The sequence below is a fragment of the Lacinutrix sp. MedPE-SW genome (assembly GCF_001874145.1).
Taxonomy (GTDB): domain Bacteria; phylum Bacteroidota; class Bacteroidia; order Flavobacteriales; family Flavobacteriaceae; genus Lacinutrix.
This window is the reverse complement of the sequence record NZ_MPCX01000003.1, coordinates 297,194-313,077: the sequence shown is the minus strand read 5'-3', so window position 1 is coordinate 313,077 and position 15,884 is coordinate 297,194. Positions and strand designations below refer to the sequence as shown.

12 protein-coding genes are annotated in these 15,884 nt (G+C 32.0%); 5 read left to right on the top strand and 7 right to left on the bottom strand.

From position 1 onward, the window contains the following. Positions 1-52: 52 nt before the first annotated feature. The 7 genes from BM549_RS04920 to BM549_RS04890 all read right to left on the bottom strand — a co-directional run bounded on the left by BM549_RS04920 (position 53) and on the right by BM549_RS04890 (position 10,898). Positions 53-331, bottom strand: coding sequence for a F0F1 ATP synthase subunit epsilon (locus tag BM549_RS04920; RefSeq protein ID WP_013869465.1), 279 nt, complete (start codon positions 329-331; stop codon positions 53-55). Positions 332-405: 74 nt separating this feature from the next. After that, positions 406-1,914, bottom strand: a complete 1,509-nt coding sequence (gene atpD / locus BM549_RS04915; RefSeq protein WP_290469250.1) for a F0F1 ATP synthase subunit beta — start codon at positions 1,912-1,914, stop codon at positions 406-408. 167 nt (positions 1,915-2,081) lie between these two features. Beyond that, entirely contained in the window at positions 2,082-3,704 is a 1,623-nt protein-coding gene (locus BM549_RS04910) for a G-D-S-L family lipolytic protein (RefSeq protein WP_290469249.1), read from the bottom strand. A 10-nt stretch (positions 3,705-3,714) separates the two neighbouring features. Continuing rightward, positions 3,715-6,453 (bottom strand): TonB-dependent receptor, encoded by a 2,739-nt coding sequence (locus BM549_RS04905; protein WP_290469248.1) that lies wholly within the window; start codon positions 6,451-6,453, stop codon positions 3,715-3,717. A gap of 160 nt (positions 6,454-6,613) precedes the next feature. Continuing rightward, positions 6,614-8,461: a glutamine--fructose-6-phosphate transaminase (isomerizing) gene (gene glmS / locus BM549_RS04900; protein WP_290469247.1), complete on the bottom strand. Its 1,848-nt coding sequence runs from the start codon at positions 8,459-8,461 to the stop codon at positions 6,614-6,616. Between the two features lie 6 nt (positions 8,462-8,467). Continuing rightward, positions 8,468-10,060 (bottom strand): DUF4270 domain-containing protein, encoded by a 1,593-nt coding sequence (locus BM549_RS04895; RefSeq protein WP_290469246.1) that lies wholly within the window; start codon positions 10,058-10,060, stop codon positions 8,468-8,470. A 28-nt stretch (positions 10,061-10,088) separates the two neighbouring features. Further along, the gene (locus BM549_RS04890; protein ID WP_290469245.1) at positions 10,089-10,898 is read right to left on the bottom strand and encodes a glycogen/starch synthase; all 810 of its coding nucleotides are present in this window, start codon (positions 10,896-10,898) and stop codon (positions 10,089-10,091) included. A 190-nt stretch (positions 10,899-11,088) separates the two neighbouring features. On the opposite strand from BM549_RS04890, the gene panC reads away from it, so the two are divergent. From panC to radA, 5 genes are read left to right on the top strand one after another with little or no spacing between them, the layout of a single operon-like run. Continuing rightward, complete coding sequence (gene panC / locus BM549_RS04885; RefSeq protein ID WP_290469244.1) at positions 11,089-11,937, top strand: pantoate--beta-alanine ligase; 849 nt, start codon at positions 11,089-11,091, stop codon at positions 11,935-11,937. A gap of 13 nt (positions 11,938-11,950) precedes the next feature. Continuing rightward, entirely contained in the window at positions 11,951-12,301 is a 351-nt protein-coding gene (gene panD, locus BM549_RS04880; protein ID WP_013869457.1) for an aspartate 1-decarboxylase, read from the top strand. A gap of 3 nt (positions 12,302-12,304) precedes the next feature. After that, positions 12,305-13,264: a lysylphosphatidylglycerol synthase transmembrane domain-containing protein gene (locus BM549_RS04875; protein WP_290469243.1), complete on the top strand. Its 960-nt coding sequence runs from the start codon at positions 12,305-12,307 to the stop codon at positions 13,262-13,264. Between the two features lie 34 nt (positions 13,265-13,298). Further along, the gene (locus BM549_RS04870) at positions 13,299-14,444 is read left to right on the top strand and encodes an alpha/beta hydrolase-fold protein (RefSeq protein WP_290469242.1); all 1,146 of its coding nucleotides are present in this window, start codon (positions 13,299-13,301) and stop codon (positions 14,442-14,444) included. Continuing rightward, positions 14,444-15,802 carry a DNA repair protein RadA gene (gene radA, locus BM549_RS04865; protein ID WP_290469241.1) on the top strand — a complete coding sequence of 453 codons (1,359 nt, stop codon included), beginning with the start codon at positions 14,444-14,446 and terminating at the stop codon, positions 15,800-15,802. The genes BM549_RS04870 and radA overlap by 1 nt, the downstream gene beginning before the upstream one ends. Positions 15,803-15,884: the final 82 nt, after the last annotated feature.

The following is a 15,884-nucleotide window of genomic DNA, read 5'->3' as shown; positions in this document are numbered from 1 at the left end:
AAAAAAACGCGAAGCTTAGCTTCGCGTTTTTTTATAAAATAGAGTTATTGTATTAATCTGCTAATACAATAACTTTATTATTATTCATTTCTAGTGTACCAGAATTAATTTTTAATAGAGTAGTGTTTTTGTCACCCTTAGAAAATTGATTTTCAACCTCTTTTTCTAAAGTTATATTTCCTGTTATTTTAATTGTTCCTTCTTTTAAAATAGAAACGACAGGAGCGTGATTATTTAACATTTCAAAATCACCATTAATTCCTGGAACAGTAACGCTAGTTACTTCTCCGCTAAATAAAATAGCTTCTGGTGATACAATTTCTAAATACATATTTTCTAGTCTTCAGTTTGCAGTCTTCAGTCATCAGTCACAGCATAGTGCGGACTGTGGACTGTGGACTAAATTTACGCTTCAGCTAACATTTTTTCTCCAGCTTCAATAGCTTCTTCAATAGAACCTTTAAGGTTAAACGCTGCTTCTGGTAGGTGATCTAATTCACCATCCATAATTTGGTTAAATCCTTTAATAGTTTCTTTAATATCTACTAATACACCTGGGATACCTGTAAATTGCTCTGCAACGTGGAATGGTTGAGATAAGAAACGTTGAACACGTCTAGCTCTACCTACAGCCATTTTATCTTCTTCAGATAATTCTTCCATACCTAATATGGCAATAATATCTTGTAATTCTTTATAACGTTGTAATAACTCTTTTACTCTTTGTGCACAGTTGTAGTGCTCATCACCTAAAATATCTGCAGTTAAAATTCTAGAAGTAGAATCTAATGGGTCTACGGCAGGATATATACCTAACTCGGCAATTTTACGCGATAATACTGTAGTTGCATCTAAGTGAGCAAAGGTTGTTGCTGGTGCAGGATCTGTTAAATCATCTGCAGGTACATAAACTGCTTGTACAGATGTAATAGAACCTTTTTTAGTTGATGTAATACGCTCTTGCATAGCACCCATTTCTGTTGCTAACGTTGGTTGGTAACCTACGGCAGAAGGCATACGACCTAATAATGCAGATACCTCAGATCCAGCTTGTGTAAAACGGAAGATGTTATCTACGAAGAAAAGTACATCTTTTCCTTGTCCATCTCCAGCTCCATCACGGAAATATTCAGCTATTGTTAATCCTGAAAGTGCAACACGAGCACGAGCTCCAGGTGGTTCATTCATTTGTCCAAATACGAAAGTTGCTTTAGAATCTTTCATAGCAGATTTATCTACTTTTTGTAAATCCCATCCACCATCTTCCATAGAATGCATAAAATCGTCACCATATTTAATGATTCCAGACTCTAACATTTCTCGAAGTAAATCGTTTCCTTCACGAGTTCTTTCTCCAACTCCTGCGAATACAGAAAGTCCACCGTGTCCTTTTGCAATATTGTTAATTAACTCCTGAATTAATACAGTTTTACCTACTCCGGCACCACCAAATAATCCAATTTTACCACCTTTAGCATAAGGCTCAATTAAATCGATTACTTTAATACCTGTAAATAAAACTTCTGTAGAAGTTGATAAATCTTCAAATTTTGGTGCATTTCTGTGAATTGGAAGTCCTGCTTCACCAGCTTTAGGTAAATCTCCTAAACCATCAATTGCATCTCCAATTACATTAAATAGACGTCCATAAACATCATCACCTATTGGCATTTGAATAGGAGCTCCAGTAGCATTAACCTCTGTTCCTCTACTTAAACCATCAGACGAATCCATGGCAATTGTACGTACAGTATCTTCACCAATGTGAGATTGTACTTCTAGTACTAATGTAGAACCATCAGCTTTTTTAATTTCTAATGAATCGTAAATTTTTGGAAGTTCAGCACCAGCAGCGAATTCTACATCGATAACTGGACCTACTATTTGTGCAACTTTACCTGTAACTTTTGACATTACTTATCTATTTAATATTATGCTGTTTAATTGTTTGAAAACACGATTTGTTTTCGGCTGCAAAGATATGAGTTTTAATTTAAAATAAAAGCTGTTTTCAAGCTTTTTATATATAAAAAACGCCTTCATATAGAAGGCGTTTTATTATTATATAATATTTTGGTAATTTATTGTAATAGAGGAGAGTATGTTACGCTAAAATCTTCAGCTTTAGCAACATTTCCTGATGCTACAAAATTAGAGCCATAAGTTGTATCAATAGCCTCTAAGAAAGAATTAGCCATTAATGCATAACCTCTAGCAGTAAGATGTACACCATCTAAACTTACTAATCCACCAAATACTAATGATGTATTTAAATTGTAATCATCAAATTGAATACCAACTGTAGAAGCTTGTTCTAAAATAGAATTTAAATCTACTAGAGCTAAACCGTTTGCTGTAGCTACACTTGAAATTGTTGCATTATACGCAGCTGTTGCATCTGCAACTTCTTGTTGTTCTTCTGGAGTTAATACCCATTTGTCTTCTAATGGGAAACTTACACCTTCTGCAGAAAATTGTCCTGCTAAATTTGCTGGTAATCCTTGGTTTATTAAAAATTGTGCATTTGTTGCATTAACTGTTCCTATAATTGAAGAACTTGGTAATACTAATAAATCCTCAGCAGTAGCTTGTCTAGATTGTCCGTATGTGTTACCTAATAAAGAAGCTACTAATGGAGCTGCCTGTGGAGGTAAGCCAAATTGTGCTAAAAAAGCAGGAAAAGTGTCACTATCATTTAAAGCTTGAGTTATTATTGCAGAAATATCTGCTAAATTTTCATCTTTTATTATTACAGGACTTGCTTCTGTTTCAGAAAATACTATAGCTCTTGATGGATCAACAGCATTAAATATTGGGTTTAAAGCTCCAAAAATTGTATTTAAAGTTGGTATTTGAGGACCAAAATCTGGATTAGATGGTTCTAATGCATTGTAAGGTACTGTTGTAAAATATGATAAACTTGTAATATTTGGTACATTTCCAATTGCTCCTTTTGCTCCGTTTGCAGTTAATGCAGTTACCATTGTATTTAATGAAAAATCAAAAGTTGCTGTTGGTGTTATAACATCTGATCCATCACCACCAGAAATAGCATAACCTAAAACATCATTACCTCCAACTTCACTTAATGTGAAAAATGTTGGATTTTGAGCTACTGCTAATTCTAACATTGACGCATCAGGTGTAGCTCCAGTTAAACGTACAGCGTATGGGTTTGCTGCTGATGGAAAATTAGCTAAATTTCCATATCCAGGTGCAATCATGTGAAAGCTTTTTGCTCCTGGCACACCAACATTATTAAAAGGTCCGTTTGGTGGGCTCAATAAATCTGTAGAAACAGTAACAGGTCCTATTACAGATTCTAAAGGTACAGGTCCTGCACCACCAAAAACAAGTCTTGGTTCTGTAATTCTAGTTCCTCCAACTGCTAAACCTCCAAAATTATCATTCATTAATGGTTGTGTAAAGCTTCCACCTCCCGCTTTTGCAAATTGTTTTGCCATTGTGTTTGGAAATGAATTTTCTTGACTAGAAATAAATAATGCATTGTCTGAAAACCCAGCGGTAAAAGATGCGCCTAAAGAAACAAAATTTGAAAAATCTGCAGAACCAGCAGTTAATGCAGGTAATACAACAGCATCTTGTGGTGGGTTGTCTAATCGGTCTTCAAAATCTTCTTCATCATTACACGCTGTAAAACCCAGCGCAATAGCTAATAGCCATATATATTTAATATTTTTCATAATTATTTTTTTATAGGTTATTAATAGTTAATCCTACGTAGTACATAGAACCAATAAATCCAGTACCAAATGCAGTAAAGTATTCTTGTCCTGTAAGATTTGTTCCACCAGCTTTAATAACTGTTTTTAGACTTGGAATTCTGTAGTTGATTTGAGCGTCAACAGTATGAAATTCTGGTACAATTCCATTACCAAAAGTTGCTTCCCAAAAATAATCATCGCTAAATCTATAAGCAACGTTAAAACCAAAGTTTTCAAATAAATCTGTATTACCAAAAGTGGCTTTAAATTTATGCTCTGGCGTGTTAAAGTTTGTCATGAAATCTGGATTAGAAGCTCTGTCAAAGTCTTGTTTTGTAAATGTATAACTACCACCTAAATCAAAATCTCCAAAGACTTTAGTTGATAAACCAAGAGATGCTCCATAAGAATTTACATCTGCATCAGAATTTGTATAAGTACTATATGCTTGGAAATCGCTGTTTGCAATTGCAGCTACAGCAGAACCGTCGTTAACAGAACCGTAGTATGGAGATACAACTACTTCTGCTGATATGAAATCTTGATACTTGTTATAGTAAGTACTAAAATCTACAATAATTTTATTGAATTTACCTCTATATCCTAATTCTACAGAAGTTACTCTTTCTGGTTTTACTATGTCTGGATTTGCTATTTCTAATACTGCTGGATTTCCAGTTTCAGCTAAAGCTTGAACAGATGATGAAGTATAAGAATTATTGTATGCAACGGCACCTGTTTGAGTATAAGAGTTACCATCACTACCTGTAAAGGTTCTAGAGTATCTATCTAAGTTGTCTGGGGCAGAACCAATTAAAATTGCTCTACCTGCATCTAGGCCAATAAATAAATCTTGAGTTGTTGGGTTTCTAAATCCTGTTTGAGCAGAAGCCCTAATGTTGTGGTCTCTATTTAATGTAAGACCTAAAGATAATCTTGGAGATACGAAGCCGTCGAAAAATTCTGATTTATCGTAACGTGCAGAACCGGTTACTTTAAGTTCCATATCATTATTTAATTCGAAATCTTTTTGAATTTGTGTGTAAAAACCATATTCAGAATACTTAATTTCTCCGTCGTTATCTGTATAAATTGTTCCACCAGAATTTAAGTTGTAACTTCTATAAGAACCACCTACTTGAATATCTGCAAAATCTGTTAAATGGCTAAAGTTATAGTTACCATCTGCATGGTAATATTTAGAGGCATCTTGAAATTTAGATCCTGTTGATAAATCTGGATCATTAATACTTCTTTGAAATGCGCTTTCAAATTCTTCAGACCCTGGTAAAAAACGTCCTGTATCTGCTACTGCTCTTGCTGCATCATGTTTTTGCTGATCTGTTAAGCCTTGTGGGTTTCCCGATAATTCTATACCAGCATAGGTGTTAATATAGTCGCCAAACCAATCTTCATCACTTTTCCAAGCTCTGTTAATATTTATTCCGGTAAAAACCATATCGTAAGAATCACCAGCTTTATCTGCTACAACATATCCTCTAGCAAAAAAGTTATCATGTTTTACTTCTAATTTATGTTGTTGTTGCGTAAAACCTGCAATATTATATCTGTTTGTTCCTTGGTAAATTGTGTTTCCTGAACCAATTTTACCAACATAAGATAATTCTAAACTATTATCTGTAATTGGACGATAGTAAAATCCCCAATCTGCTTTAATACTTTCTGCATTATAATTTGTTAAAACACTTTCATTATATCCTGTTCTACTTACTTCAACATCTGGTATAAAACCAAGTCCTCCAGAAGCAGCTCTAATGTTTGTTGAAACTTCATCTCCATATACATTAATACCATCGTAGTTAGTATCTGCTCTAGTTCCTCCTAAAGTAGTTTTATCTACTTCACTAGTTGCTGCCCAATCTGTTCCTTTTAAATAACCAAAGTTTACTTTAGCGGCAAATTTATCTGTAAATTTATGTGCCATTCTAAATCCTAAGTCTGTATAAGAATTGTCTCCTGCAGCTTCTTGAGAGGTAATACCTCTTTTAATGAAAGCACTAATACCTTCATGGTCGAAAGGGTTTTTACTTCTCATAAATAAAATACCATTAAACGCATTTGCTCCGTATAAAGCAGATGATGCTCCTGGTAAAAGCTCTACACTAAGTACATCTGTTTCAATCATACCAACAAGGTTTCCAATAGGGAAGTTTAATGCTGGAGTAGAGTTGTCCATGCCATCTACAAGTTGCATGAAACGGGTATTTGCAAATGTTGCAAAACCACGAGTGTTCACAGATTTAAAAGTTAAACTGTTTGTGTTTACATCAACACCTTTTAAGTTTTCTAAACCATCATAAAAATCTGCAGAAGCTGTATTTTTTATTTCTTTTAAACCCAGTCGTTCTACAGTTACTGGAGATTCAAAAATTCTTTCTGGTGTTCTAGAAGCAGAAATAACAACTTCATCAAGAATACTACCTTCACTTAAAACAAAAGTTAATTCTTGGTTGTTAGTAGTTACCTCCATAGTTTCTGTAGAGTAGCCTATGCTACTTGCTTGGACAGTAAATGGTGGGTTTTCACTTACAGTTAAAGTGAATTTACCATCAAAATCACTAACATTTCCGGAAGAAGTTCCGGTTACAATAATATTTGCGCCTGGAATAGGTATGCTGTTATTGTCTATAACAGTACCAGTTATTGTGGTTTGTGCAAATGTTGTTGCACAAATAAACAATAATACAATTGATAAGATTGTTCTCATTTTTTAGATTTAGTTAATTATATAAATGCCAATATACGTTTTTTAACTATATCTTAAAAAAAAGTTAACAAAATTATGCATGCATAAGATTTTATGCTAAAAAAAAGCTGTTTTATCAATAATTGATAAAACAGCTTTTTTATTTATTGAGTTAAAATTGTTATTCTACGGTAACAGATTTTGCTAAATTTCTTGGTTGATCTACATTTTTATCTAACATTACAGCAATATGATAAGATAATAGCTGTAATGGTATGGTTGTTAATAATGGTGTTAGAGACTCTATGGTTTCTGGAACTTCTATAACATGATCTGCTAATTGCTTAACATCTTTATCACCTTCTGTAACTATTCCAATAATTTTTCCTTTTCTAGATTTAATTTCTTGAATGTTACTTACAACTTTTTCATAGTGTCCTTTTTTTGTTGCAATTACAAAAACTGGCATTTGGTCATCTATTAAAGCAATAGGACCGTGTTTCATTTCTGCGGCAGGATAACCTTCAGCATGTATGTAAGAAATTTCTTTTAACTTTAAAGCGCCTTCAAGAGCTACAGGGAAATTAAAACCGCGACCTAGGTATAAGCAGTTTTTTGCATCTTTATATGTAGCAGCAACTTTTCTAATATGTTCGTCTTGTTCTAAGGCTTTTTCAACTTTACTTGGTATAAGCTCTAATTCTTGAAGGTGATATTGGAAATCTGATTTTGAGATTGTTCCTTTTTCTTTTGCTAATTTTAAAGCTATTAAAGTTAAAACAGTAATTTGAGTTGTAAATGCTTTTGTAGATGCAACACCAATTTCTGGGCCAGCATGTGTATAAGCACCAGCATGAGTTTCTCTGGCGATTGATGAGCCTACAACATTGCATACACCAAAAACAAATGCACCTTTAGATTTGGCTAATTTTATAGCTGCTAAAGTATCTGCTGTTTCACCAGATTGTGATATTGCAATAACGACGTCTTTTTCTGTTATTACTGGGTTTCTGTATCTAAATTCTGATGCGTATTCTACTTCTACAGGAATTCTAGCAAGGTCTTCAAAAATATATTCTGCTACTAATCCTGCATGCCATGATGTACCACAAGCGATAACTATAATTCTGTTAGCATTTAATATGCGTTCTAAATTATCGTCTATACCAGCCATTTTAATTAAGCCTTCTTTGACGCGAAGTCTACCACGATAAGTGTCTTTTATTGCTTCTGGTTGCTCATGTATTTCTTTAAGCATAAAGTGATCGTAACCACCTTTTACTATTTGCTCTAAATTTAATTGTAGTTCTTGAATATATGGATCTACTAAAGAGTCGTCTTTTATTTTTCTAATTTTTACGCCTTTTTTTAAACGTACAATTGCCATTTCTTCATCTTCTAAATAAATTGCTTTTTTTGTATATTCTAAAAAAGGTGTGGCATCACTTGCAATAAAAAATTCGTTTTCTCCAACGCCTATTGCTAATGGACTGCCTAATTTTGCAACCACTATTTCGTCTGGTTTGTTTTTATCGAAAACAGCAATGGCATAAGCGCCTACAACTTGATTTAAAGCAATTTGTACTGCTTTACCTAGTTTTACTTTTTCGTTCTTTTTTACGTCTTCGATTAAGTTTATTAAAACTTCTGTATCTGTATCTGAACTAAATGTGTATCCTCTACTTATTAATTCTTTTTTAATTGAAGCGTAATTTTCAATAATTCCGTTATGAATAATTACTAAGTCTCCAGAGTTTGAATAATGTGGATGAGAGTTTATATCGTTAGGGATACCATGTGTTGCCCATCTTGTATGACCAATACCTAGAGAACCACTAGATTCAATTTCTTTAGAAATTTTATTTTCTAAATCTTTTACTTTTCCTTTTGTTTTTGAAAGTTGGATAGAGTTACCATCATATAATGCAATTCCTGCACTATCGTAACCTCTATATTCTAACCTTTTTAATCCTTCTAATATAATTGGGTAAGCTTCTCTCTTACCTATGTAACCTACAATTCCGCACATATATAATTAGTTGTTATCTGGTTCTGTGTAATATATTTCAAATACTGGACGTTTATCTACGTTTGAAGATAAATTACCATGTAATATTGTTCCTTTTGGTTGAAGAATACTACCAGTAGGAATTTGAGTTAATTGCGTTTCATCGTCATCATCAACTTCTGCATTTTGAATTTGCGAGTTTTGTGTTAAGTTTACATTGGCACTTACATATAGTCCAAGTTTCACATTTGTAGAATCTCTAACTAAGATATTGTTTACGTGGTTTGTTAATCTAAATTTATATCTACCATTAGATAATGCTTCTGCATATTCAATTTTCGAATCATTTGGACTTGAACTATTAGTAGTTCCATCTAAAAAATAATCTATTATTGGTGTATTATTTTTTAAATCGAAAAGCATAATTCTAGTAGGTTCATCTCCAGCAACTAAATCTTCATTTACATGAAATATTAAGTTTGCTTCATTAATTAACCAACTGTCTTTTTTGGCTTTAAACTCGTCTTCTTCGTCTCCAAAAAGTTCTATTACAGACATGTATCCATCGAACCCTTTTAGGTATAAGTTTTCATCTCCTGTAGATGGGTTTCCGTTTAAATCTGTTCCTTGTGTATTAGTGTTTTTTATTAAGTTTGTTCTTATCCCGCTAAAATTAAAAACAAATTCTTTGTTTTCGTCATCTGGCCCAACATCATCATTAGAATATTCAACAGTAATACTAGCTCCTTGAGCTAAAAAATTTAAAGCGACAAGGCTTCCTTGATCAGAATTATCTGCTAACTCTGCTTTGAAATAGAGACCTCTAAAGAAATTTGTAAAACTATTTAGGTTGTTATAAACGCCTGACTCTTGGCTGTTTAAAATTATATCTTCCCAGTAGGTTGTATTGTCGTCTTCAATTTCAGTTATATCTAGCCTTAAGGCTGGAGTTAACCTTTCAGTTATTTCACCCTCACTATCAAACACTTCTAATTCAGTCGGATCTGGAGTAAAAGCTGTAGATTGAAAAATTAATGGACCTGTTTGGTTGTCAAATAATTCTTCCTGATTTGAATAATAATTTTGATTTTCTTCAAAATTTGTTTCAGGATCTAAAGATCTTAATAAATAATTTGATTGATATATAGATAGTTTAATAGGCTGATTTATATCTCCAAATAAAGAATCAATTTCATAAAAATTATCGCCATCTACATTTGTTTCAATTAGTGTAGAAAAATATGGAATTCTTAATACTACCGATTCAATAGAAGGATTGCTACCAAAATCTGGGCTAAAAGAACTAGGTACAATTTGAGTTATAATACTAGCTTCAGTAGTTCCATAAAGCGTATTATTTGGATCTTTATATGCGCCTAACAAATTTAATGGCATGCCATTTGTTTGAACGCCTACCATATCTTCTGCTCCAGAAGCGGTAAAAGGAGTTACAGATTTCGTGTAGGCTAATAAAGGAAATACCCTACTAGAAGCATTAAAATTCTTTACTCCTTGAATATCACTATCTATATTTGCAAAATCTTTATCACATGCAACTGTACAAATTGATAAAAATAAAAGTAAAGCTATTGACTTTAGGCTATTGTATGTCTTTTTCATAATTTTTTAATTCTTTTTTAAAAGAATTTTATTGTAGTACATTATTATTGTAAAACTCTGTATAAGCTTCTGCAAATTCATCTTTTTCTTTAAAATCTAATACAGGTTTTTCAGAATTTTTTAAATATTCTTCTAATTCTAAAGGCATTTCTTGTGAGCCTACAATTAAAGCATCAGAGTTATCTATGGCTACTTTCATTAAATTATTGTAAGTAGGGTTTTCTAATGTTTTTATTGCTTCTTTTTCAATATTATCAAAAGCAACTTTGTTTATTAGGTCTGTATTTAACGTCTCATCAAAGCTTTGATTGTATACAGAGGTAACAATTTTACTTTCGTTAAATAAAGGTTCATCTTTATAAAATTGCTTTAAGTATAACGGTAGTAAGGCAGCAAGCCAACCATGAATGTGTATAATATCTGGAGACCAGTTTAATTTTTTAACAGTTTCTATAACTCCTTTAGCAAAGAAAATTGCTCTTTCATCATTGTCTGGAAATAATTTTCCGTCTTCATCTGTTAAAGTTGCTTTTCTTTTAAAATACTCGTCATTATCAATAAAATAAACTTGTATACGTTCTTTAGGGATAGAGGCAACTTTTATTATAAGTGGCATGTCTAGATCATTAATTACTAGATTTATACCAGATAATCTAATAACTTCATGTAATTGATGTCTTCTTTCATTTATATTACCATATCTAGGCATGAATATTCTAATTTGCCCACCTTGTTGGTTAACCATTCTAGGAGTTTCAAATGACATTGATGAAATCTCGGTTTCAGGTAAATACGGTACCACTTCAGACGACACATATAATATTCTCTTATCTTTCATACGTTAGGTTTATTCTAATTATTAATTTTAGTAGTAGTTAATTACTAGATTTTTATTTTCATATTAAAATTTAGTACCCAAAAAGCTATAAATATTTAAAAATGAAAATAAAAAACACGCAAAAGTACAAAAATTTATGCAGATTAAGACTAAAATATTAAGTTTGCACCCGTTAATTTTATATTAAAGAATGATTGTTTTTACTGAAAAATTAAAAATTCAAAGTCATATATCTAGCCAAAAACTTAATAAAGTTACTTTTGGCTTTGTACCTACAATGGGAGCTTTACATGAGGGACACTTGTCTTTGGTTAGCAAAGCATTAACAGAAAACGATATTTGTGTAGTGAGTATTTTTGTTAATCCAACTCAGTTTGATAACGCTGAAGATTTAAAAAAATACCCAAGGACTTTAGATAAAGATATAGAACTATTAAAAACAGTTTCTCATAATATTATAGTTTATGCTCCAGCTGTAGAAGATATTTACGAAGGCAATACAAAAGCCGAACATTTTAGTTTTGATGGTTTAGAGCATGAAATGGAAGGAAAATTTCGCGATGGTCATTTTGATGGTGTTGGCACAATTGTGAAGCGATTGTTTGAAATTGTAAAACCAAACAATGCTTATTTTGGAGAAAAAGACTTTCAGCAGTTAGCAATTATAAAAAAACTGGTAGAAAAGTATAATATTCCTGTTAATGTGAAAGGATGTGCTATATATAGAGAACCAAGCGGTTTAGCTTATAGCTCTAGAAACGAAAGGTTAAAACCTAATTACAAAATTGCAGCGCCTTTTATTTTTAAAACATTAACCACTGCCAAAGAGCAGTTTGGCACAAAAAGTGCTAAACAAGTAACAGAATGGGTTACTAAACAATTTGCTAAAAATAATTTATTAGAGTTAGAATATTTTATAATAGCAGACGAAGTAACTTTAAAGCCAGTAAAACGAAAATCCAAATCTAAAAATTATCGTGCGTTTGTTGCTGTTTATGCAGATGACATAAGATTAATAGATAATATCGCACTAAATTAATTACCTTTGTTCCATGCAAATACAAGTAGTAAAATCAAAAATTCACAGAGTAAAAGTAACAGGTGCAGACCTTAATTATATTGGTAGTATTACTATCGATGAAGATTTAATGGATGCTGCAAATATTATTCAGGGAGAAAAAGTTCAAATTGTTAATAATAATAACGGAGCACGGCTAGAAACTTATGCGATTCCAGGCCCAAGAAATAGTGGAGAAATAACATTAAATGGAGCTGCCGCACGATTAGTATCTCCAGGAGATGTTTTAATTCTAATTACTTACGGTTTTATGGATATCGAAGAGGCTAAAGTATTTAAACCTTCTTTAGTTTTTCCAGATGAAGCTACAAACTTATTAAAGTAAAAGTTGAATAAATCCATATTTAAAATATTAAAAATCTCACTCCCAATTTTATTGGGAGTTTTTTTAATATGGTACTCGTTGTCTAAAATTTCTATTGATGAATTAATAGAACATTTTAAAACAGCTAATTACTTGTATATAATAATTGGTGTTTTTTTAGGCTTGCTTAGTCATATGTCTAGAGCTTACAGGTGGTTATTTCAATTAGAACCGTTAGGCTATAAAGTAAAATATGGTAATAGTTTTATGGCTGTATTTGCAACGTACCTAATAAACTATACAATTCCTAGGGCAGGAGAAGTTGCTAGAGCTTCAATTTTAACAAATTATGAAGGTGTGCCTTTTGAAAAAGGAATAGGAACAATTGTGGCAGAGCGCGTTGCAGACGTTTTAGTAATGTTGCTAATTATAATTATTACGTTGTTTTTAGAGTTTGATTTTATCTTTAATTTTTTTGTAGATAGATTCAATTCAGTAAAACTTATAATAGGTTTTTTATTGGTATTAGTTCTAGGTCTCTTTTTTGTTTTTTACATAAAAAAAAGCCAATCTAAATTAGCTTTAAAAATTAAAACATTCGTTTCAGGTTTAATAGAAGGCGCGTTAAGCATCTTTAAAATGAAGAAAAAGTGGGCATTTATTTTTCATACTTTTTTTATTTGGAGTATGTATGTGTTAATGTTTTATGTAACTAGTTTTGCAATTTCTGGCCTTCATCCAATTCCTTTAGGAGCAATTTTAATTGGCTTTATAGCGGCTAGTTTTAGTGTTGCTGCTACAAATGGAGGTTTGGGTTCTTACCCAATAGCAGTTTATGGTGCTTTTGCAATATTTTCAATTCCTGAAGACCCAAGCATAGCATTTGGCTGGATAATGTGGACTTCTCAAACTGTATTGGTAATTTTATTTGGAGGTGTATCTTTACTTTGTCTTCCTTTATATAATAGAAATAGAAAGAAATAATTTGTACATTGCATTTATAATTTAAAATGCTACCATGAAACGTTTAATTTACCTTTTTGTTGCTGTGCTATTAGTACAAAATATTAGTGCGCAAGCTACATTTAAAAGTTTTAATTCCGAAATACTAGGAGAAGCTAGAGATATTAAAATCTTATTACCTAAAAGCTATGGTACTGGCGAAAAAAGTTACCCAATAATTTTAACATTAGATGGCGACTATATGTTTGAAATTGTTTCAGGTAATGTAGATTATGCCTCATATTGGGAAGATATTCCAGAAGCAATTGTTGTTGGTGTTAATCAATTTGGCAAACGAGAGAACGATATGTTATACTCAGAGCAAAACTCACTACCAATAGAAACAGGAGCTGCTTTTTTCGAGTTTATTAGTATGGAGTTAATTCCTTATATAGAAAAAACATATAGAACCGAGAAATTTAAAGTAGCTGTAGGTCATGGTGTAACAGCTAATTTTATAAACTATTATTTGTTAAAAGAAGAACCTTTGTTTAATGCTTATATAGCAATAAGCCCAGATTTAGCTCCAGACATGACTAGCTTTTTGTCTGAGAAGTTTTCGAAAATTGAAAACAAAATATTTTACTATTTAGCAACCTCAAACAATGATGTTAAATCACTACAAGAAGGAACTAAAGCTTTAAACAACACTATAAAAACAATAGAAAATAAAAATGTGTTAAGTAGTTTCGATAATTTTGAAGACCCAACACATTACTCTCTTCCAGCACATGCTATACCTAATGCATTAGAAGATATCTTTTTTGTTTTTAGACCAATATCTAAACAAGAATATAAAGACACAATATTAAAATTAGAAGGATCTCCAGTAGATTATTTAATAGAAAAATATGAAACAATAAAAGATCTTTTTGGTATAGATAAACAAATCCTTATTAACGATTTTAGAGCAATTGCAGCAGCAATTAAAAAAACAGAAAAGTATGAGTACTTTGAGTCTTTAGGAAAATTAGCAAGAAAACAATACCCAAATACGCTTTTAGGAAACTATTATTTAGGACGTTTTTATGAAGAAACAGGAAACCCTAAAAAAGCAATGAAAACATATCAATCGGCTTATATTTTAGAAGAAGCTGGTGGTATAACAAAAGATCATGTTTTAGAACTTTCAGAACAAATTAAAGCAGACTTTGGGTACTAATGGCAAAAGTTAAAACTACTTTTTTTTGTCAAAGTTGCGGCACACAGTACTCTAAATGGCAAGGACAATGCACAGCTTGTAAAGAGTGGAATACAATTGTAGAAGAGGTTATTCAAAAACCAGAAAAAAACGATTGGAAAACACCAACAAACATACAAAAACGTGTTTCTAAACCATTAAAGTTAAAAGAAATTGATTCGTCTAAAGAAGCAAGGTTAGATGCTTTAGATGCAGAATTTAATCGTGTTTTAGGTGGTGGTATTGTACCTGGTTCATTAACACTTTTAGGAGGCGAACCAGGAATAGGAAAAAGTACATTGTTGCTTCAAATATCGCTTAAATTACCCTATAAAACATTGTATGTATCTGGAGAAGAAAGCCAGAAACAAATAAAAATGCGTGCCGAACGTATTAATCCAGATAACGAAAGTTGTTACATTCTAACAGAAACAAAAACGCAAAATATATTTAAGCAAATTGAAGCCTTAGAGCCAGATATTGTTATTATAGATTCTATTCAAACTTTGCATAGCGATTACATAGAGTCGTCAAGCGGAAGTATTTCGCAAATAAAAGAATGTACTACAGAGCTTATTAAATTTGCTAAAGAAACTAATACACCTGTTGTTTTAATTGGTCATATTACAAAAGATGGTAACATCGCTGGACCTAAAATACTAGAACATATGGTTGATACGGTATTGCAGTTTGAAGGCGATCGCAATCACGTATTTAGAATTTTAAGAGCACAAAAAAACCGTTTTGGTTCAACCCACGAATTAGGTATTTACGAAATGCAAGGTTCTGGTTTGCGAGAAGTAAGTAACCCAAGCGAAATTTTAATCTCTAAAAAAGACGAAGAACTTTCTGGAAATGCAATTGCTGCAACTTTAGAAGGTATGCGACCTTTAATGATAGAAGTTCAAGCCTTGGTAAGTACAGCTGTTTATGGTACGCCACAACGAAGCGCAACTGGATTTAATGCAAAAAGGCTAAACATGCTTTTAGCTGTTTTAGAGAAAAGAGCAGGTTTTCGTTTAGGTGCAAAAGATGTGTTTTTAAACATTACTGGTGGTATAAATGTCGACGATCCAGCAATAGACTTAGCGGTAGTAGCAGCAATATTATCTTCAAACGAAGACGAGGCATTACAAGCCAATTATTGTTTTGCGGCGGAGGTTGGTTTATCTGGAGAAATACGTCCGGTACAACGTGTAGAACAACGTATTCTTGAGGCCGAAAAACTAGGGTTTTCAGCCATATTTGTTTCAAAATATAATAAAATATCACTTCAAAATACCGCAATTAAAATTCAGCTAATTTCAAAAATTGAAGATTTGGTAAATTTTATAGTTTAAAATAAAATCTTAAAACAGTCTGTAATTTATAAATCTATCGTTCCTTTTTCAACTAATAATCACACTTTTTTACTAAAATTCC

Excerpts from the sequence above, each read along its gene's own strand:
- panC (WP_290469244.1), top strand. The coding sequence starts at position 11,089 with ATGATTGTTTTTACTGAAAAATTAAAAATTCAAAGTCATATATCTAGC.
- glmS (WP_290469247.1), bottom strand. The coding sequence starts at position 8,461 with ATGTGCGGAATTGTAGGTTACATAGGTAAGAGAGAAGCTTACCCAATT.
- radA (WP_290469241.1), top strand. The coding sequence starts at position 14,444 with ATGGCAAAAGTTAAAACTACTTTTTTTTGTCAAAGTTGCGGCACACAG.
- atpD (WP_290469250.1), bottom strand. The coding sequence starts at position 1,914 with ATGTCAAAAGTTACAGGTAAAGTTGCACAAATAGTAGGTCCAGTTATC.
- BM549_RS04895 (WP_290469246.1), bottom strand. The coding sequence starts at position 10,060 with ATGAAAAAGACATACAATAGCCTAAAGTCAATAGCTTTACTTTTATTT.
- BM549_RS04910 (WP_290469249.1), bottom strand. The coding sequence starts at position 3,704 with ATGAAAAATATTAAATATATATGGCTATTAGCTATTGCGCTGGGTTTT.
- BM549_RS04920 (WP_013869465.1), bottom strand. The coding sequence starts at position 331 with ATGTATTTAGAAATTGTATCACCAGAAGCTATTTTATTTAGCGGAGAA.
- BM549_RS04905 (WP_290469248.1), bottom strand. The coding sequence starts at position 6,453 with ATGAGAACAATCTTATCAATTGTATTATTGTTTATTTGTGCAACAACA.
- BM549_RS04870 (WP_290469242.1), top strand. The coding sequence starts at position 13,299 with ATGAAACGTTTAATTTACCTTTTTGTTGCTGTGCTATTAGTACAAAAT.
- BM549_RS04890 (WP_290469245.1), bottom strand. The coding sequence starts at position 10,898 with ATGAAAGATAAGAGAATATTATATGTGTCGTCTGAAGTGGTACCGTAT.
- panD (WP_013869457.1), top strand. The coding sequence starts at position 11,951 with ATGCAAATACAAGTAGTAAAATCAAAAATTCACAGAGTAAAAGTAACA.